The sequence below is a fragment of the Cytobacillus gottheilii genome, assembly GCF_001636345.1.
Lineage (GTDB): Bacteria > Bacillota > Bacilli > Bacillales > Cytobacillaceae > Cytobacillus > Cytobacillus gottheilii.
The window spans coordinates 3,022,973-3,042,609 of record NZ_KV440945.1; the positions used below are offsets into that span (position 1 = coordinate 3,022,973).

Consider the following 19,637-nt stretch of genomic DNA (forward strand, 5'->3'; position numbering starts at 1 on the left):
TATTTTGTTTATTAAAAGGTTAAGGAATACACCGTATTACAATGCATGCTTATCAATTAATAAAACCAGCTCGGCAATTTCAGGTTTGCTGACTTGAGCATCCGCTCCAACCATTTGCCCTTTATGACGAAGATCATCTGTAATAAGAGAAGAAAAAATGACAACAGGAAGCTTAGACAGCTTGGAGTCCTCTTTAATTCTTCTTGTTAGATGGTGACCATCCATTTGCGGCATTTCAATGTCCGTAATAACCAGCTGAACCTCATCTTCTATTTTTTTGCCTGCAGCAGTAATTGACTCTAGGTAACGAAAAGCATCTTGTCCATTTTCAAAGAATTCGACTTGATCAAAACCAGCTTCTTTTAACGTATCGTGTAATAAATTACGCAATAGAGGGGAATCCTCAGCAACAATCAGCTTTTTATCTGAACGCTCACGTTTGCCGAGCTTTTGAACTCTTTGAATATTGATGCCTGATTCAGGATTAATTTCAGTAACAATTTTTTCAAAATCCAACAGTAAAACCATTTCTCCATTTAGCTTTATAACCCCTATGATTGGACTGTTGCTGCCCTGATACATATCAGAAGGCTTCTCAATTTGATTCCAGGATATCCGGTGTATTTGCGTTACATTGTGAACATGAAACACAATTTTTTGCTTATTAAATTCGGTTACAATAAATTTATCAGTTTCAGGATGATCAGAAGCTGGCAGACCTAATGCCTTTTCAACATTTACGACAGGCAGCACTTCTCCCCTCAGCTCAATAATTCCTTCTACATTCTGATGTGCATGAGGAATTGGAATAATGGGTGCTGGGTTAATAATCTCCTTTACTTTAATTACGTTAATTCCAAATTTATTTTTTCCAACTGAAAATTCAACGATTTCCAATTCATTCGTTCCGCTTTCTAATAAAATGCCTTTTGTTTGATCCATGGCTCAATCGCCCTTCCTGAGTATTAATGTATGAGTGTAGTAGTACTTATGATTTAAATATTTATACCTATTAATATACCATGAATAGTACTTCACTTTTATTAATTTTTTTGGAAGAAATGATTCCCAATAACCACCACTAATAAAGAAAGCCATGATCGCTGGCAAATACAAGTACGAATTTTAGGAAAGCATAAAATAAAGCAGGCGATAAACGCCTGCTTAAACAGCTTCTTGTTTAATTCTTGAGTGAACAATTAATCCTATAACCGTCAAAATAATGAGTGAGCCCAGCGCAAGTCTGCTGGCAATATCTCCATAGTCAGCAAACACTAAAGTAATCGTTCCGTATAAGAATGGACCAACAATTGAAGATACTTTTCCCGAAAAAGCAAATAATCCAAAAAACTGGCCTCTTTTGTTTTCAGGTGTCAGTTCAACTATATACGATCTTGTCGTTACCCACATAGAACCTAAAGCAACACCAAACATACTTCCTGCGATCCAGAACATCGGCTCATTGACAGCAAAAGTTCCAATGATCAATGCAATTAGAAGGATAATCCCAACATACTTTACTGATTGATAAGATCCCTTTGCTTTTGTAACATAGCCAAAAATAAAAGATCCAATAATACTGGAAACCGTTGAAACTAAATAGAGCAAAATGAACTGTCCAGTCGAAAAGCCGATAATGGCTTTTGCATATACAGCCATCATTGCGATCGTTGTTGAAATCGCATCATTTAAGAAGAAGTATGCAATCATAAACGTAAAAATCGCCTTATGCGCCTTCATTTCCTTAAATGTTTTATAAATTTCTTTGTACCCTGATACAAATGAAGCTTTCTTTACATCTTTTACTGGAATCGGCTTATCTTTTACAAAAAAGAATAATGGCAATGAAAACAATAAGAATAAGATGGCAGTAGGAATGAATGCCCGATGAAAATCGCTATCTCCGACATATAAATAAACCGTTAATCCTATTAACGTACCAATATACCCGACCGCTACTCCAAATCCTGAAATTAAAGGAATATCTTTCTTCTCGCCAAGATCTGAGATCATTGTGTCGTAAAAAACCAAGCTGGAATGGAAGAAGAATTTAGCTATGACAAAACTGACAACAACGAGCGCTAAGCTAAGTGGCAGTCCCCAAACACTTCCTTCAATTTGCGAGCTTGCAAAGACGCCCATTAAGAAGGTTGCAGCTACTGATATTAAAGTAAATATAATGACATATTTTCTCTTTTTGCCTGTTCGGTCAATCATCACCCCAAAGAGCGGTGAAAATATGACCAGAAAGAAACTGGCGACTGCATTAGAATAAGAAATAAAAGTACTGGCTATTTGATCTAAAACCTCGTTTTCTCCCACAACCTCCTGCAGGTAGAACGGAAAGAAAATTGTATTGATATTAGATGAAAAAATAGTATTCGCGAAATCGTATAATGCCCACGAAATAATCGGCAGCGTTAAATACAGCTTCCATGAGCTATGCTGTTGTTTATCCTGAACTGCTTTTTCTGCACCCATTCGTAAAGCTCCCCTCTGAATTTATAAATTGTATATTCTTAACTATGTATAAGTACATTTCTCTTCACCGGCTAATATTTCTGAATCTTAGCGGATTCATCTTATCAGTGGTAATGATTATGATGTCACCCTCCTTTTCTACCATATATATTCCATAAAAAGAGCATATACCCTTTTAAATAAATATATCGTTTACGTAAATTTTCTTATGTTATATTGTAAATAAAAAAATGAAAGCTGTACTGCATCATTAACAGACAGCTTTCAACGATAAAAGAATTTCTATTTTTTTAAAACAACGGTGCCTGCAATGAGGTCATGCAATGCTTGCTTTTTCTCTGTAAAAGCAGCGATTATATATCCGATCAGTAAAATACCAGACAGAAAACTCATAGCCGCATAACGCCCTAAGGCTCTCCAGAATGAAATTTTTCTGCCTTGTATATCACTAACCTTTAGTCCAAGAAGCTTTTTCCCAACTGTTCCCTGCCATTTAGAAGCATGCAGACCAGCAAAGTAGGCAATTGATACAATATATGAAATAGCGATGATTGCAAACAAAGACACAATATAACGAATAACGAGATCCATTTCCTGTTCTGCTGTTAACGTCTCGATATATGGATCGTTCAGCAATATCATAACGGCATCAGATGTGCCAAGTGAAAGCATAAATATCACAATTCCAAGCATCGCTAGCGGGATGCCTACTATTAAACTGTCAATGAGATAAGCTGCGAAACGTATCCAGAAACCAGCAAATTCAGGATGAGTGTGCAGATTTTCTTTTTCTAGAGTTGCATTCAAATCAATTTCCTCCATTCGAAAGTTTACCATTATTATTACATTATATATGTTAAGGGTAATCTTACATGATTTCAATGTTTTTCAATGTCAAAAATCTCATTCAAAAGTATGATAATTATGTGAACTTACTCACAATATTATAGACTTACATTCAGTGCAGACATACAATGAAGTTAAGGTTAAAGCTTTAACCTTAATATAAGTAAAGAGGTGTATTGGACCAATGAAAGGAACAGCAATCCTTTACCGTGTGGACCAGTCAGTAACGATTATTGAAGATGTTGATCAATCAGTATATGAAGACATAAAGAAACAATGCGGATGTGAAAATTGCAATACAAAAATTGAAAATAAGATGATTAATTACGGAACCATATCCCCAGCTCTTTGGCATGAAGATGAAGTAGATTGGGATTATGGTTATTAAATAAAGATCAATTTAATAGATAAAGCTCAGCCTGGTGAAGTGTCTCATCAGGTTTTTTACATAAAATGAACAATTAAACACTCCATGTAACTTTAAAATGCTACTGTTATACACTTTATCAGAAATCCTCCCGCCAATTCTGGATAACCTTCTTCTTCTAACAACTCCTGTAAAATGCAATTTTCCTTTTATCCTAATAGCAGTTTGGCTAAAACTGCACAATTATTCTTTATTTGCTTTCACTGTCAGATAAACTGCGTTAAAATATCATTAATTAAGCGTGAGGTGAAATCATTGGAACATTTGATCAATCAAAAGGTAAAAGAAATCGAAATTTCAGGGATTAGAAAATTCTTTAATTTAGTGGCCGATACAAAAGATATGGTATCTTTAACGATTGGCCAGCCTGACTTTCCAACTCCAGATCATGTAAAAGCAGCTGGGAAACAAGCGATTGAAGATAACTTTACTACATATACTCATAATGCTGGTGACTTGAGGGTGCGAAAAGCAGCTAGTGCTTTTGTGAAAGAGAAATACCAATTATCCTATCAGCCTGAAGATGAAGTAATCGTTACAATCGGAGCGAGTGAAGCGATTGATATTACATTCCGAACAATCCTGGAAGAGGGATGCGAGGTTATTTTACCAGGTCCAGTATATCCTGGGTATGAACCAATCGTTAAATTATGCGGGGCTGTTCCCGTCTATGCCGATATAACAAAAAATCAGTTCCGATTCACAGCTGACTTAATTAGAGAACATATCAGCGACAAAACACGCTGTATCGTTCTCCCATATCCATCCAATCCAACAGGAGTCAGCTTAACAAAAGAAGAACTGACCGAAATTGCTGAACTTGTACGGGGAAAGGATATTTTTATTCTTGCCGATGAAATCTACAGTGAGCTTGTTTATGGAAAAGAACATTTCTCGGTTGGCACTATTTTAAAAGAGCAGACCATTATTATTAATGGCTTATCCAAATCACACTCTATGACAGGCTGGAGAATAGGCTTGCTGTTTGCTCCAGCATCCATCTGCAGGCATATCCTTAAGGTTCATCAGTATAATGCAACTTGCGCAACCTCTATTTCACAGATGGCTGCACTTGAAGCGTTAACAGCTGGCAAAGATGATGCACTTCCAATGAGAATACAATATGAAGAGCGCAGAGATTATGTTTACAGCCGGCTACAGGATATGGGTCTGGATGTGGTAAAGCCTGACGGTGCATTTTACTTCTTTATTAAAATTCCTGCTGTTTCTCTTAACTCATTTGATTTTGCGCTGGATCTTGTTGAAAAAGCCGGTGTTGCAACAGTGCCAGGCAGCGCCTTTTCCTCCTATGGAGAAGGGTATATTAGGATTTCTTTCGCCTATTCATTAGAAACCTTAAAAACAGGGTTAGATCGAATTGAAAATTACTTAAAAGCAATTTAAAAAAACTGCCAATTGGCAGTTTTTTTTATTATCCTTTGAATTTCCCGTTATTTTTAGCTGCTTTCTCTTTCTTTGCTTTATTGTGGTGCTCCTTATTAGCAGCAGCACTTCCTAATTCATGAGCAAATTCCGTATCTGTAACAGCTGAATCGAAGCCTTTTTTATTTTTCTGATCTGGTCTATTTTTGCTGGCTTTTTTCACCATTATTAAGAACCTCCTCTTTTGTTGATCATCTTATTTTAGGCCTGTAGAGGTTCTTAAATACCTAAAATAACTTATTGCCAGTATTTATATAACGCTTGTGTACCGCTATTTTCTTCTCCCTTTTCAGCAAGCTCGGCATACATTTTTTTAGCTAAGGACAATCCTGGTGTCATCATGCTCATGCTCTCAGCTTCTTCCAAGGCAATATTTATGTCCTTAATAAAATGCTTGATATAAAAGCCAGGTTCAAAATCACCTTTCGTCATACGAGGAGCCAGGTTCGATAATGACCAGCTGCCGGCAGCACCTGCTGAAATACTCTTTAAAACTTGTTCTGGGTTCAAGCCAGCTTTTTCAGCATAAACAATGGCTTCACTCACACCAATCATGTTGGATGCAATGGCAATCTGATTACACATTTTTGTATGCTGCCCCGAACCTGCTGGACCTTGATAAACAATATTCTGACCCATTAATTCAAAAATCGGCTTTACTTCATCAAAGTCTTCTTCTTTACCGCCAGCCATAATGGTCAGCCTTGCTTCCTTTGCCCCTATGTCTCCGCCAGATACTGGGGCATCAATCGCCTTCATTCCCTTTGCTTCGGCTTCCTGGAAGATACGCTCTGCTAAAGAGGGTGTTGATGTTGTCATATCAATTAAGTATGTATCCTGCTTGCCATTCGGAATTAACCCATTTTCACCTAGATAGACTTCTTCCACATCATGCGGATAGCCAACAATCGTAATAATCACGTTTGCTTTCTGAGCAAGATCTTTAGGCGTTTCTGCCCATTCTGCTCCCTTTTCTAAAAGTGATTCTGCTTTCTCCTTGGATCTTGTATAAACAATTAATGGATATCCGGCTTTTAACAAATGTCCTGCCATGCTGCTTCCCATTACTCCTGTTCCGATAAAGCCAATCACTGTATTTTCAATGTTTTTCAACTTTTTCATCCTTTCATACTTTTCTTCTATTTTACCATTTATCCTAGAAGGGTTTAAACTGAAAGGAACTTATTACTTTTTACGTATACATTATATTTGAGACCAAAACTGATTTAGATATGTTTTGGCGATTACTTCCTCATCTGAAATCATTTCAACAGAAATGGCATGGCCGTTTACAATCATCTCTTCTATATCAAAGACATGTAAATCTTTTAAGAGAGGAAGCGGGTTCATATAAATAAAATTGCCGTTCTCTTCATCAGCAGCAATCAATCGGCCAGATGCCACTTCTTCTGCTCCGTACATGATTTGTTCTTCTCCTATTGCTGCTGCAAGCTCCTGATTATGAATGGTCACTCTCACTTTGTACATTTCTTTATTTTCAAGCATTTTTTCATTCATTTTAAAGCGAAATTGCAGTTCATTCTCTTTTGTCAGCATCACTTCCGCATGCTGATTGACAATGGATTCCGGTGAACCAAAAGAACAAGCAATAAGAATCATTGATGTTAACAAAATAGTAAATACCCATCCAATTTTTCTCATGTTAAAATCCTCCTTTTTCAATAAACTGTCCTTATAAAGGAGGATTTAAACCATTCAAACAGCAAAAATGCTGAAAGAGGTTTACGGTTTTAATATTTATAATCGAGTAGGAGGGGGTGACTAACCCCCGACCTCTCACACCACCGTACGTACCGTTCGGTATACGGCGGTTCAATTAAGTTTGACGTAGAAATTCATATCTTTGATATAGACTTTTGAGCCCTCGATTACTCCAATAAGAGTTATTGAGGGTTTTGTTTAGAACCGGACTAGAGGCTATTCTCCAATATCTCTTTCTGGAGTTTCCCCATTCGTATGCCTTTTGGTCTGGAACACCTAAGCCCTTGAGTTTTCTTACTCTTGTCCCCGGATTCTTCCATTGTTTCCATTCAATCATACGAAGTCTTCTCCTAATCCACTCATCAAATTCTTTAAATTTGCTAGGTGTATCGGCTAATGCAAAATATCCACACCATCCCGTTAGATATTGATTTAGTTTCTCAATTCTACCTTCCATGGAAATGGATTTGGAACGGGAGGTTAACTCTCGTATTTTAGCTTTAAGCCTTTTAATACTTTCGTTGGCTATTCGAACCTTCGGTTTCTTATTAATCGTAAAGCTAAAGCCAAGGAACTTTCGTTTCCACGGGCGGTCAACCGCTGATTTATCCCTGTTCACTTTGAGCTTTAATTTCTGCTCAATAAAACATGTAATCGAGTTCATCACACGTTCTCCAGCTTTCTTCGATTTCATGTAGATATTACAATCATCGGCGTAGCGGACAAACTTGTGACCTCTCCTTTCTAACTCTTTATCAAGCTTATCCAAAAGGATATTCGAAAGAAGAGGGCTCAGGGGGCCTCCTTGTGGTGTTCCTTCTTCTGCATCGTAGACTACACCATTTATCATGATTCCTGCTTGGAGATATTTCCGTATTAATTTCAAGACCAATCGGTCTTGGATTCTGCTTGCCAATATCCCCATCAACTTATCATGATTCACTTTGTCAAAGAACTTCTCCAAGTCCATATCAATCACCCACCTATAACCTTCACTTATGTATCCCCTTGCTTTACGAACAGCGTCATGGCCTCTTCGGCTTGGCCTGAACCCATAACTATGTTCTGAGAAGATTGGGTCAAAAAGTGGGGTTAAAACTTGGGCAATTGCCTGTTGAATGAACCGGTCTGTCACGGTCGGTATTCCTAGTAATCTTACTCCACCGTTCGGTTTCGGGATTTCGACTCGACGGACTGGGGTAGGCTGATAGGTACCCTTCCTTAAAGAGTCACATAGGGTGTCCCAGTTTTCATAGAGATGTCTTCGTAGGGATTTTACGGACATTCCATCTATGCCGTGACTTCCTTTGTTCTTCTCCACACGTTTAAGTGCTTCTATTAAGTTTTCCCGTGACAGAATCAGATTCATTAACATGTGATATTTCCTTTCGACGTGAACGTAGAAGTCTAATTATGTTATTCCTGCTCCACCCTCATGAAGTCCCCTGTGGATTCACCACTTCCTCCTTCAAGTAAGTCCTTTCGGATTGTCTGCTTCTACACAGGAATTGTATGCCTAGTTCTCGTTCTTCCTAATTGTTCAGTCCTTCCCTTACCGTCTCGAGTAGGTAAGGTACTATGACCTCTGCTGACTTCTGGTTGTTCAGCTATCTATTTCTAGATAGGTTACCAAGTGTACTTGGCGTACCAACCAGACCTCCCCGGGTAAGAGTACAATCTTTCCCTCCATCTATCTGCTCCATTTACTCTGTACCACCTTCGGCAGTAAGGACTTTGTTTTGTCTGGCAAACTCATCCAATGATACCTAGCCTTGTATGAAGTTCGTGTTCCTCAGACCGGAGGTTTGCCGCTCGCTTCCTTCAGATTCCGCGTCGCCGCGGACACCCTTGCGTTAAGCTAACCACTACTACTGCCTTCGTGGCTCGGGACTTGCACCCTATAGATTGCACCCATGCCGGGCGCACCAAAAAAAATAAACTGACCAAATAGTTGGCCAGTTTAAAAAGGGGGGAAAATGAGAAAAATTTCAGCTTGCTTAGCTTACTAAGAGCTTACCTCTCTATTCCCTTTATTGTTTTTCATAAACTTCTTTTAATAAAAATAGGCACTTTCTTTTCTTTAAGCCATCGTTGCAGTTTTAACAGCTTGAACAACTTCTTCAGCGGTATTCATCTGCAGAGCTTGAGATGCTAAAGCTTCCATTTCTGTTCTGTTCAGTTTGCTGATAAGCGAACGGGCTTTAAGAATGGAAGTAGCACTCATTGAAAATTCATCTAGACCTAAACCTAATAATAATGGAATAGCTGTTTCGTCTCCAGCCATTTCTCCGCACATGCCTGTCCATTTACCTTCTTTATGAGAAGCATCAATGACCATTTTAACAAGACGAAGAATCGCAGGATTGTATGGCTGATACAGGTAAGATACCCTTTCATTCATACGGTCTGCTGCCATTGTATATTGAATAAGATCGTTTGTGCCAATACTAAAGAAATCAACTTCCTTAGCAAATTGCTCAGCCATCACAGCTGTTGATGGGATCTCAACCATAATACCGATTTCAATCTCATCCGAAATCTTAACGCCTTCAGAAACAAGCTTTTCCTTTTCTTCTAAAAGAATCGCTTTAGCGTCTCTAAATTCATCAAGAGTTGCAATCATTGGGAACATGATCTTTAAGTTTCCATATGAACTAGCACGAAGAAGTGCGCGCAGCTGCGTTCTGAACATATCTTGTTCTTCTAAGCAAAGGCGGATGGCACGGAATCCAAGGAATGGATTCATTTCCTTCGGCAGATCAAGATAAGGAAGCTCCTTATCACCGCCGATATCCAATGTGCGGACAACAACCGGTTTCCCTTTCATGCCTTCTAGAACGGCTTTATACGATTCGAACTGTTCTTCTTCAGTTGGCAGGTTATCCCGGCCCATATATAAGAATTCAGTACGGTATAGACCAACAGCTTCGCCGCCATTATTCACAACACCTTCTAAATCTTTCGGTGTGCCAATATTAGCTGCAAGCTCTACATGATGCCCATCAGCAGAAACGGTCTTTTCATTAACAAGCTTCGCCCACTCAGCCTTTTGCTCTTCGTATTTGCGTGCTTCATTTTCATACTCAGCGATCACTTCAGGAGTTGGGTTGATATGTACAAGCCCTTTAATACCGTCAACAATAACAATATCACCATTCTCAATATCTCTAGTTGAGAATTTTGTTCCTACAACTGCAGGAATCTCCATAGATCTTGCCATAATGGCTGAATGCGAAGTTCTTCCGCCGATATCAGTTGTGAACCCTTTAACAAATTCACGGTTAAGCTGAGCCGTATCAGAAGGTGTTAGATCTTCTGCAATAATCACTGCTTCTTCACTGATCATGCTTGGATTAACAATTTTAACATTAAGCAAATGTGCAAGAACACGTTTGGTTACATCGCGAATATCCGCTGCACGCTCTTGCATATATTCGTTATCCATCTGTTCAAACATTGTAACGAACATATCAGAAGTTTCCTTAAGTGCCACTTCCGCATTCACTTGTTCACTCCTGATTTTATCTTCAATCGGTGAGATTAATTCCGGATCACTCAAAACAAGCAAATGAGCATCAAAAATCGCTGCTTTATCTGCACCAAGCTGTACATTTGCATTATCTCTAATTACTTCCAATTCACCCTTAGATGTGGAAAGAGCTAATTGAAAACGTGCAATCTCTTCAGCAGTATCATTGACTGTCTTTTTCTCAAAAGACAAATCAGGTTCAACTAAGCGGTATGCCTTTGCAATCGCAATACCGCTTGATGCTGCTATCCCCTGTAAAAAGCTCATTATTCAGCCAATCCTTCTTTTTTCAATGTTTCTTCTAGTGCGTTTAAAGCATCTTGCTCATCAGCACCAGCTGCACTAATTGTGATGTCTGCACCTTGGCCCACACCTAAAGACATAACACCCATGATTGATTTAAGATTAACTTTTTTCCCTTTATATTCTAAGTTGATGTCAGAATCAAATTTGCTTGCAGCTTGTACAAGCAATGTTGCAGGACGTGCGTGAATTCCAGTATCTGCGATTACTTTAAATTGTTTTTCGACCATTTTGTTCAGTCTCCTTTATCATAAAAAAATAGTGAATTTGAGTTGTCTCACTAACTTAAATAGATAAGACAATAAATCATATTTATGCAGGCTGATTTTTCGGTCAAGCCTGTTAGACTATCTCTGTCTTATTTTTCCCCTAGAAACTTTATTCATGTATGATAAAACAAAGTTTTATATCACTATACATTTAAGTGTCAGACAACCTATACCTCAAAAAAAAGAATAGCATTTCCCCTCTTTTTATACAATGGAAATGCTTTATTTTTTAAGGTTTACAGAGAGATTTTTTACGTTAACCGCTTTCATTTTCCAATGATTTCTTTTTTCATCTTTACAGTATTTAGTCCTATTCTCATTTTCATGATTGTACCTTTTAAAACCACTTCATGATCATAGCTGCGGTCCAAATATAAGTCGGTCAATTCATTTACTGATCGAGCAAGCACTTCAATAACCTGCCTTAAATCTTCTTCTTTGTAAGAAATTCGATCTTCAAGCAGTTCCTGAATAATCTCCTGTGACAAACTTTTCACACGCAGCGCCTTCTCCAGCTCCCGTTTCATTTCATCGCCAGCCTTTCATTTTTTTTACAATTATATGTAGGCTTGTGCTCTGGAATGTCTGCAGGAGATAATTATTAAAAAATGCCTGTTCACTTTGAGAAAAAATTAACATTGGATATAACCCTGCAGGATGGTTTGCATTCTGCAGGATTGTGAACACATTAATGCTTTTTCTTGCTGGAGAATTTCGATAATACTTTACTCTTTATAGAGTTCGAAGGTATTTTCCCTTCTTTTTCAAGCTGCTTATGAATTTTTTTCATTTCTGCCTTTTTCTTCGTTATATATTCTTTAAAAACTTTATACTCTTTTTGTGTACCCAATTGATCGCCATACCTAACCTTTTCATAGATCGAAATGAGTTCTCTGCTATCTGTAATCCCAATTCTTTGAAACCACTCACCAATGGCTTCATAATCGTTTCTTCCTAAATGGAGCTTGGCCGCATACTTTTCAAACTGATAAATTTCCTTGCGAATGACATGATCAGGTGCAGAAGTATTCCACTGTATCTTACCTTTAGGCACCTTCTCATCAGCTGATGTTGTCATAGAAAAAGCAGTATTTTCAGCAGATTGTGCAACAAGCTGTGCTTTCGACTTTTTAATGACAAAATAAAATAAAAAGATGCAAGATGCTATGAATAAGATATAAAAGAGGATTGTAGGATCAAAGGGTTCTCGAGCTGATTTTTCAGCAGCATCAAAGATAATATCATTCTGCAGATCCTGAGTTGTATCTTCAGGCAGCCCTTGAAGCTCCACATCCGCCTCTCTTCCTTCAGTCCACATAAACAATGGAGCCGCCAGAAGTCCCCCTATAGCTGCAACTCCCTCTAATAGCAGATTGAAAAGCCACTTAATTACGCTCATACCTGCAGTAAGCAAGCCTGAAATCACCGTTATACCGCCAATAATATAGAAGAAATACTTGGTGAATTGCTTTTTTTCTTGCTGTTCTGTTTCTGCCGGCATTAATCTTCTTATAAAACCGCCAATTAAAAAGACGGCAATCTGAAGAATAATGATCGTTACAATCTGACTGCTGTCAGCAGTTGTTTCCATTTGAGCGACAAATAGCAGGACTCCTCCAATAACAAAAGTCATTAATAGCCAATATCCCGTCTGTTCACTATCCTTGTTTCTGATGGCCACAGTTGAACGCCAAAACAAAAGCAAAGACAGGCCAATCAGCAGAATGACAGGAAACCCGAATAAAATTCCGGTCAGAAGTATATAGGGTAATACTACGATGAAAAATAGGTTGTTTCCTTTGTCCGAATATTGCTCTGACAGCCATAAATACAAGAAGGCAGCAGGCACAAGTATCAGTAATAATAAACCTAAAGAAAAATAGTCATTTGCCAGTGTGTAATAAACACAAATCAGCATGCTTCCAAAAAGAATTTCAGCCAGTATTAGAATGAAATGATTCAACAGGGAAGATTTCATGATAACACCACTTTTCTTTTCACGATCGTCTTTTTATGAATTGCTGCATTTTCACCCTGAATCAGCAGATCATAAATCGATACCCCTCTTTGAGCTAATACCTGCAGTGAATCATCATACTTTGGTTCTCTGCCCCCATGTAAAAAAAACGGCTGAACAGAAAGGTGGCGAGTATAAAAAGACAGCATTTTTTCATAAGGGTATATGGAACCATGTGTATCTACGAGTGCGAGCATTTCTAAGACCTTCTGCAAATGCTCCTTGCCGGTTCCCGCAGAAATGTAATAAAAAGGTGTATTGCCAGCTTTCCGGATATTAATACACAAAGAGAAAGGGATATTCTTTTGCACAAAATAATACGCTAAGTCAGCTGTACTTTTTAATAATTCCTCTATTTCTCCGGTAATTGAATGGCGATCCGAAATATTAATAGAAAGATTCCAGCCTGTTTCTGCCACCTTATCAAAGATTTTAGTCTGTAATACCTGCTTTCTCGCGCTCGCTTTCCAATGGATCCGATTAAAGCTGTCTGAACGATTATAATCACGCGTTCCAGCTGGAGCTAATAAATCTTCAAATAAGGAATAAGGAGCTTCGGACTCTCCCTGCCGATCTGTCATCAAGGCGTTTTTATTTTTCACATTCAAGGTCTGTGGATAAACGAGTGCTTCTTGCATCATCAGCTGGTTATATTCAAGTACGGTTTCCCCTAGACCAAAAAAGTGAGGAATATGGATCTCCATCTTTCGGATTTTAGCCATTCCTCTGTTTCTGGCAATAAAGGGAATTTTAATTATATTGGTTTGCCTGAAATTAATCGAAAATGGAATGCTAATCTCGTAAATGGACAATCTTGGCACATATGATTCATCAGAAGGTGAAACCACATCATCAAAATAGACCAGCAGCTCGCCTTTCAATATAGGAACGCCTTGATTTTCAAAATGCAGAACCCATTCACCGCTTTCCTCAGTAAAAAATTTGTCTCTGCGCTTTTGATCATGAAAGATAAGTTTTTTTCCAGCAAGCTTTAAATACTTCGCATTACTATAGCTTAAAATGATGAACATTACGGCTGCGAAAAATACCGGCCATGAATGAAAGTAAAGTGAAGCAAAAAATAAGATAATCGCTATTAGCCCAGTAACTGAAAAATAATGATCCTCAACGGTATATTTCCTCCATTGCTTCATTAAAGACTACCTGTTTCTACAGGTACTGGCACTGATTCAAGCACATCCTCCAGTACATTTGTCATAGTTTTTGTTAATGACGCCTCAGTTGACAGAATTAGCCTATGTCCGAGGACAAATGGAACCATGTGTTTAATATCATCTGGTGTCACAAAGGTTTTATCCTTAATATAAGCACGTCCCTGTGCAGCTTTCATCAAGGCTAATGCAGCACGTGGACTTGCCCCCAGATCAATATCTGGATGTTGCCTTGTTTTTCGTATCACTTCCAGTAAATATTCTTCTATTGCTTCATTTATTTTGATTTGCTGTACTTCATTCTTCATATGCATAATTTCTTCATGGTTTAAGATCATTTCAATCACTGCAGCTGATGATCCTGCCCGGCCATTTTGCAGTATTTTCTTTTCTTCCTCCAAACTCGGATAACTCATTTCCAATTTAAATAAAAACCGATCCATTTGTGCAGCAGGAAGCTGGAATGTCCCTTGCTGTGAGTCCACTGGATTTTGCGTCGCTATCACCATAAATGGTTCTTGAACTTTGACAGATATTCCATCGATCGTCACTTGTCTTTCTTCCATAACCTCCAGCAGGCTCGATTGTGTTCTTGGCGTTGCGCGGTTAATTTCATCCGCAAGAACAATATTGGCAACAATTGGACCAGGGCGCAATTCAAATTCGTGCGTTTTGGGATTGAAAAACTGTATGCCTGTTACATCACTCGGAAGTACATCTGGTGTAAACTGTATTCTGGAAAACTCTCCATTTATACATCTGGAAAATGACTTTGCAAGCTGGGTTTTTCCCGTACCTGGTACACTCTCCAGCAGGATATGGCCATTAAAGAGAAGCGCAATGGTTAATAATTCTGTTTCTTCTTCCTTCCCTATGATCACTTTCGAAATTTCTGATTTTAACTTTGCTAATTTTTCCATAAGCCCTCCTTGAGAATTACCTATTAAAGTTTATAACAGTTTCCTTATTATTCTGAAATTATTTCGAAGTGAATCCCTCAGTCTGTTTAAAGTCAATCCACCAGTGCTGGCAGAATAAAAAGTTCCTCATTTTTTATTTATTGTAAACAATTACTAGTTCTAATTTTATATTAATCTATTAATTCCGAAAATTAAAGTAGATTTGTATATTTTTTGAACTTGTTGAATTTTACTTTTATTTTCGATATTATTTTAGGAAAATTAAGACATGAGAAAAAGAGGAGTGGTTTTAATGATGAGATATAAACGCGATGAAGGTTTTCGCTTTCAATTTCGAAGTCCGATTCCCGGTTTTATTCAGAAACCGCAGCAGGATAGTGAGCCTATTGCCATCCTTATTCCTGATATGAGTCCTAATGGCCTCAAATTGCATGCTGAAACAAAACTCATGTCAAACGAATTATACGAAGTGCATTTTACCCTCAATGATCAAAAGATGCGCATTCTCGGCACTATTGTTTGGATTAAACAAATAGGAAGGATTTATACGTACGGTCTTCAAGGAATCAATGACAAAGAATCGATGAAAGCAATTGTAGAGGGCTTAAAAGTATATTCAAAAAAGGCTTATCAGCACATTAAAGATAGATAAAATACCGGAAATTCGAAAGGAAAACTTTTGAACGTCAAGCATATAAGAGAAGTCGTTGTTTGATGGTTCTTAAACTGTATTCCAAAAAATCTTTTCCGGATATTCCTCCAAGCTGCTCTTTTTTAATCACGGTTTGTATTAAAAAAACGGGATGGCTTCCATGCAGTACACTGCATATAGGAGACCTTCCCGCTTAAATCCTTTTCCATATTTAGCTTCTTGGTTCTGAAAGATAGTGATATAAAACATCCCCGCTTCTTTGAGCGATTCCACGAAAGTGTTTAAAGTCCTCTCGATTTACAATAATGCTTCTAATGGGCAGAAAATCCTCTTTTTTCACATAGTATTCTGATAGCTCTCCATTTTTTAGTTTATCTAAAATCTCATTGATATACTGTGAGTCCATCTTTAACACTCCTTAACAATTATAGGCAATCGCTAATGAATTAACGAAATATAGATAAAATTCTTTACGAATTGAATATTATAGTGCAAAATATAAAATAAATCTACATGAATTTGGCAGGAAAAGGGGAGAAGCTGTTGAAAAAGGCTGAAGTTGGAAACATAATTGAATTCCGTGAAGGCTTACAGGGAATCGTCGAGAAGGTCAATGAAAATTCTGTTATTGTTGATTTAACTTATATGGATAATTATCGCGATCTGGAGCTGGAACAAAGAACAGTCGTCAACCATAAAAATTATAAGATTGTAAATGAATAATTAAAGCTTAAACATACTAAACAAATAAAACAATGGAAACCCTGTCATTATGGCAGGGTTTCTCTTCGTATCCCTTAGTTGAAATATTGATTAAGCTTCATCTTTCCCCTGCGATAATTCTTTAAATGATTTTACTTTTCCATGTGGATGCTGGTCTTGCTTTCTTACTGTCCAGGCACGTTCTTTTTCACGTTTTTGCTTTGTCATTTCCAAAACCTCCTTCCTATGACCGATGCATGTATTTTTCCAATTCAAACATTTCGTTATACTGTTTGTTTGTTCCATTTTTTGTGGATTTGTCATAATGTAATCATTCGCAAGGCTTTCGCTAGAGGCTGAAGTGCGTTAAAATAAGGATTGGTTTTCTTTTGAGGAAAGGAGGTTATACTATCAGTGACTGACATATTCCGAGATATCCGGCTATTATTCGCACTTATTCTCGCACATGGTCTTATGTACTTTACTTTTTCCGATCGGGGTGTGTTTTGGTACATATTTTCAGCCACTATGCTTTTCTTAATCAGCTATGCGATCTTAAATGAAGATGTTGAAGATGAGGAGCCCTTTTGGACATATCTTTTCTATGGGATTTTGTCTGGTATTCTATTGTTTGCTGTTTTCTGGACAGGCTTCCATTTAATGCAGCTAATTGGGCTGCCTATTGAAAAAAGTGCCGCTAGGCTTTATCGTGATTTTTCGCCAGCCAACCTTTGGCACTATATTATTATGCTGCTTATTATCGTTCCTGGTGAGGAACTATTTTGGAGAGGTTTTGTTCAAAAAAGGCTAATGCGCTTTGCCGGAGTTTTTCCCAGTATTCTAATCGCATCGCTGCTTTATGCTTCTGTTTCTCTCTATTCTGGTGAAATTATTCTGCCTTTAGCAGCATTAATTGGCGGCTTGTTTTGGGGAATTTTATATGTGTGGAAACGCAGTATTCCAATGCTCATTGTCTCACATTTAATATTTGATGTATTTTTATTTTTATTATTTCCACTCGTATAAGTTAAGGATTTTCTGCAAAATATCGTTTTTTTTGTAACCTTATATAAAAAAAAACGTCATATTTAGTAGAACATATAATTACGACACTAGGAGGACTTACAACCAATGAAACCATTAAAGCTTCTATTTATGAGTGTATTGTTTGCTCTATTACTTGCAGGCTGCGGCACCGCAGATCAGGCAGAAGAACCTGACAATAGTGCAGCAGATACGAATACGGAAACAGAAGAACATCAAGACCATACAGATAGCACACAAGGCGATGATGCATCTGATGATTCAGAAGCAGATGAACCTGTAGAGGTTTCAAGCGAAAATGACAGTGACCAAGCAAACGAAAACGACCAAAGCATTCGAGTAATGGAACAAAATCTTCAATATGAGCAAAATGGAGAAATGAAAGAAGAAACTGCATTTCTTACCAAAAGCGATAACATGGCTTATTCCCTATATGTATTGCCTGAGTATGAGCTGACAGGTGAAGAGCCAAATAAAGATGTTCTTTATTTTAAAGAAGATGATCTGCATTTTATGAGAATTGAGCTTATTCCTGAAGGCCAGGAAGAAGCTATGCTCGAGGAAAATACAATTGCCCAGCTTGAAGCTGTCAGTGAAGATGTACAATCAGTAGAGCTGCCTCAGGAAGATGCCTTACAAAACGCAAAAGGCTTTGCAGCAGATAATGGTGAAGATGCTGTTTCAGCTTATATTGTTCACAATGATCAAGCTGACTTTAAAATTTCGATTTACTCCAAAACTGGTGCTCAGCATCAAGATGCCTTTTTAAAAATGGCTGCAACAATCATGGAAGACTAATATTAGCACGTTAACTTAATAATACGGCAAAAAGGTCATATCCTCTTGGATGTGACCTTTTCTTTACTTTCTCTTAGCTCCCTTTATGATCTCCGCGGAAAGGTTTCATCCATAAAACAATAATAAAACCAAGGCTCACATATCCAAACAGTGGATACATATAAGAAAGTAAAGTCCCATAATTAATCATACTTGCAATATAACTGATTATAAAAATAAAAGAGACAGTTATGATCGCCGGCATATTGATATATTGCCTAATTTGTCTCTCCAAGCCAAAAGCATTTCCAACAACAGATGTTAGAATTTCACCGTAAATAACAAATACGAAAATCCAATAAAACGAAGCAGCCAATGTTTTCATCACAACTGCCATAGGAATATTATAAGATTCTAAATCGGGAAGCATGACCAAGGCAGCATGACTGGATAGAAGAATTACTGTTAGTGCCGCACCTCCCAAAATGCCTCCCCATTTAATACTGCTATCATCTTTAATATCAGAAGCAACAGGAACTAGCACTGCTTGAGAAAGCGCTAAATTTAGAGCTGTATATGAGAAAGGAGCAATCACTGCCTTCCAGCCGTCATCAGCATATGGAATGTATACGAGATTTCCCCAAAAGTCAGGCAGCTGCATGGAAAATAACATCAGCATAAAGCTAAAAGCAATCATCATCGGTACCACGAGTACGTTAATTGCGAATAACCCTTTAATCCCACGTACAATGGTCAGCAATGAAATGGCAATCGTGATGAGGACACCGATATTTTTTGGTATACCGAGCTGTTCTTCAAATACTGCACCTGCTCCCGATAACATAACTGCACATACACCTAGTAGCATGATTAGCATAAAAACATTTAAAAATGAACCTAATACTCTGCCAAACAAGTATTCGTTTAATTCCTGATATGATTTTGCTTGAATACGAGCCGCAATCCGCATCATTTTAGAGCCCATAAAAATAAAAATATATCCGCTCATTAAAATTCCTATTAAGCCAAATAAGCCGAACCGTGAGAAAAACTCAACGATCTCTCTCCCTGTAGCAAACCCCGCACCAACGACTGTTCCAACATATACAGCAGCTATTTGAAAGGCAGCAGCCCAATTTGTTTTCACAAGAATCTCTCCCTTCCTATTCAAATATATGTTGAAAGGGACAAACAATGACGAGCATTTCTTCCTATGTTAAGAATATCTGCTCTCCCCTACTGTACATTCTTTGTAATCTTCAACTACGTCACATATACAAGGCAGGAGCGCTTTAATACAAACGCCAAGTAACTGCATGAAATAAATACCAGA

General features: G+C 37.8%; 22 protein-coding genes. 6 read left to right on the forward strand and 16 right to left on the reverse strand.

Annotation, left to right across the window (positions count from 1 at the left end; translation table 11 throughout):
- Nucleotides 1-36 precede the first annotated feature (36 nt).
- The 3 genes from A6754_RS14620 to A6754_RS14630 form a co-directional block, all read right to left on the reverse strand.
- Nucleotides 37-942 carry a chemotaxis protein gene (locus A6754_RS14620; protein ID WP_066447141.1) on the reverse strand — a complete coding sequence of 302 codons (906 nt, stop codon included), beginning with the start codon at nt 940-942 and terminating at the stop codon, nt 37-39.
- A gap of 222 nt (nt 943-1,164) precedes the next feature.
- Nucleotides 1,165-2,481: an MFS transporter gene (locus A6754_RS14625; protein WP_066447143.1), complete on the reverse strand. Its 1,317-nt coding sequence runs from the start codon at nt 2,479-2,481 to the stop codon at nt 1,165-1,167.
- 282 nt (nt 2,482-2,763) lie between these two features.
- The gene (locus A6754_RS14630) at nt 2,764-3,288 is read right to left on the reverse strand and encodes an RDD family protein (RefSeq protein ID WP_156495805.1); all 525 of its coding nucleotides are present in this window, start codon (nt 3,286-3,288) and stop codon (nt 2,764-2,766) included.
- A gap of 223 nt (nt 3,289-3,511) precedes the next feature.
- On the opposite strand from A6754_RS14630, the gene A6754_RS14635 reads away from it, so the two are divergent.
- Complete coding sequence (locus A6754_RS14635; RefSeq protein ID WP_066447147.1) at nt 3,512-3,715, forward strand: protein YkzT; 204 nt, start codon at nt 3,512-3,514, stop codon at nt 3,713-3,715.
- Between the two features lie 294 nt (nt 3,716-4,009).
- The gene (locus tag A6754_RS14640; protein WP_066447148.1) at nt 4,010-5,158 is read left to right on the forward strand and encodes an aminotransferase A; all 1,149 of its coding nucleotides are present in this window, start codon (nt 4,010-4,012) and stop codon (nt 5,156-5,158) included.
- Nucleotides 5,159-5,186: 28 nt separating this feature from the next.
- Here A6754_RS14640 and A6754_RS23020 read toward each other — a convergent pair whose 3' ends face one another.
- From A6754_RS23020 to A6754_RS14685, 10 genes are all read right to left on the reverse strand, one after another.
- Nucleotides 5,187-5,363 (reverse strand): hypothetical protein, encoded by a 177-nt coding sequence (locus A6754_RS23020; RefSeq protein WP_180320231.1) that lies wholly within the window; start codon nt 5,361-5,363, stop codon nt 5,187-5,189.
- A gap of 71 nt (nt 5,364-5,434) precedes the next feature.
- Nucleotides 5,435-6,319 (reverse strand): NAD(P)-dependent oxidoreductase, encoded by an 885-nt coding sequence (locus tag A6754_RS14645; protein ID WP_257297965.1) that lies wholly within the window; start codon nt 6,317-6,319, stop codon nt 5,435-5,437.
- A gap of 81 nt (nt 6,320-6,400) precedes the next feature.
- Nucleotides 6,401-6,859 carry a hypothetical protein gene (locus A6754_RS14650; RefSeq protein WP_066447154.1) on the reverse strand — a complete coding sequence of 153 codons (459 nt, stop codon included), beginning with the start codon at nt 6,857-6,859 and terminating at the stop codon, nt 6,401-6,403.
- A gap of 175 nt (nt 6,860-7,034) precedes the next feature.
- The gene (gene ltrA / locus A6754_RS14655; RefSeq protein ID WP_066442364.1) at nt 7,035-8,294 is read right to left on the reverse strand and encodes a group II intron reverse transcriptase/maturase; all 1,260 of its coding nucleotides are present in this window, start codon (nt 8,292-8,294) and stop codon (nt 7,035-7,037) included.
- A 705-nt stretch (nt 8,295-8,999) separates the two neighbouring features.
- Nucleotides 9,000-10,715 (reverse strand): phosphoenolpyruvate--protein phosphotransferase, encoded by a 1,716-nt coding sequence (ptsP, locus tag A6754_RS14660; protein WP_066447156.1) that lies wholly within the window; start codon nt 10,713-10,715, stop codon nt 9,000-9,002.
- On the reverse strand, nt 10,715-10,981 hold the full coding sequence (locus tag A6754_RS14665) for a phosphocarrier protein HPr (RefSeq protein WP_066447158.1): 267 nt from the start codon (nt 10,979-10,981) through the stop codon (nt 10,715-10,717). Before A6754_RS14665 ends, ptsP begins: the two co-directional genes overlap by 1 nt.
- 305 nt (nt 10,982-11,286) lie before the next feature.
- Nucleotides 11,287-11,547: a hypothetical protein gene (locus A6754_RS14670; protein ID WP_066447159.1), complete on the reverse strand. Its 261-nt coding sequence runs from the start codon at nt 11,545-11,547 to the stop codon at nt 11,287-11,289.
- Nucleotides 11,548-11,708: 161 nt separating this feature from the next.
- The gene (locus tag A6754_RS14675) at nt 11,709-12,998 is read right to left on the reverse strand and encodes a hypothetical protein (RefSeq protein ID WP_066447164.1); all 1,290 of its coding nucleotides are present in this window, start codon (nt 12,996-12,998) and stop codon (nt 11,709-11,711) included.
- Nucleotides 12,995-14,191 (reverse strand): DUF58 domain-containing protein, encoded by a 1,197-nt coding sequence (locus tag A6754_RS14680; protein WP_066447171.1) that lies wholly within the window; start codon nt 14,189-14,191, stop codon nt 12,995-12,997. Before A6754_RS14680 ends, A6754_RS14675 begins: the two co-directional genes overlap by 4 nt.
- Entirely contained in the window at nt 14,191-15,129 is a 939-nt protein-coding gene (locus A6754_RS14685) for an AAA family ATPase (RefSeq protein WP_066447174.1), read from the reverse strand. Before A6754_RS14685 ends, A6754_RS14680 begins: the two co-directional genes overlap by 1 nt.
- Before the next feature lie 292 nt (nt 15,130-15,421).
- Between A6754_RS14685 and A6754_RS14690 the strand changes: the two genes are divergently transcribed.
- Nucleotides 15,422-15,781: a PilZ domain-containing protein gene (locus tag A6754_RS14690; RefSeq protein ID WP_066447181.1), complete on the forward strand. Its 360-nt coding sequence runs from the start codon at nt 15,422-15,424 to the stop codon at nt 15,779-15,781.
- Nucleotides 15,782-15,992: 211 nt separating this feature from the next.
- Here A6754_RS14690 and ykzS read toward each other — a convergent pair whose 3' ends face one another.
- The gene (ykzS, locus tag A6754_RS14695) at nt 15,993-16,187 is read right to left on the reverse strand and encodes a protein YkzS (protein WP_066447184.1); all 195 of its coding nucleotides are present in this window, start codon (nt 16,185-16,187) and stop codon (nt 15,993-15,995) included.
- Nucleotides 16,188-16,324: 137 nt separating this feature from the next.
- On the opposite strand from ykzS, the gene A6754_RS14700 reads away from it, so the two are divergent.
- A complete protein-coding gene (locus A6754_RS14700; RefSeq protein ID WP_066447187.1) occupies nt 16,325-16,504 on the forward strand; it encodes a YkvS family protein in 180 nt (59 codons plus the stop codon).
- 90 nt (nt 16,505-16,594) lie between these two features.
- Here the strand turns inward: A6754_RS14700 and A6754_RS23225 are convergent, their stop codons facing one another.
- The gene (locus A6754_RS23225) at nt 16,595-16,711 is read right to left on the reverse strand and encodes a DUF6254 family protein (RefSeq protein ID WP_246586622.1); all 117 of its coding nucleotides are present in this window, start codon (nt 16,709-16,711) and stop codon (nt 16,595-16,597) included.
- Nucleotides 16,712-16,897: 186 nt separating this feature from the next.
- Between A6754_RS23225 and A6754_RS14705 the strand changes: the two genes are divergently transcribed.
- Together A6754_RS14705 and A6754_RS14710 are read left to right on the forward strand one after the other, a co-directional pair.
- Nucleotides 16,898-17,509, forward strand: a complete 612-nt coding sequence (locus A6754_RS14705) for a CPBP family intramembrane glutamic endopeptidase (protein ID WP_246586621.1) — start codon at nt 16,898-16,900, stop codon at nt 17,507-17,509.
- Between the two features lie 105 nt (nt 17,510-17,614).
- The gene (locus A6754_RS14710) at nt 17,615-18,325 is read left to right on the forward strand and encodes a DUF8580 domain-containing lipoprotein (protein WP_066447190.1); all 711 of its coding nucleotides are present in this window, start codon (nt 17,615-17,617) and stop codon (nt 18,323-18,325) included.
- A 73-nt stretch (nt 18,326-18,398) separates the two neighbouring features.
- Here the strand turns inward: A6754_RS14710 and A6754_RS14715 are convergent, their stop codons facing one another.
- Nucleotides 18,399-19,451, reverse strand: coding sequence for a YkvI family membrane protein (locus A6754_RS14715; protein WP_066447193.1), 1,053 nt, complete (start codon nt 19,449-19,451; stop codon nt 18,399-18,401).
- Between the last annotated feature and the right edge of the window lie 186 nt (nt 19,452-19,637).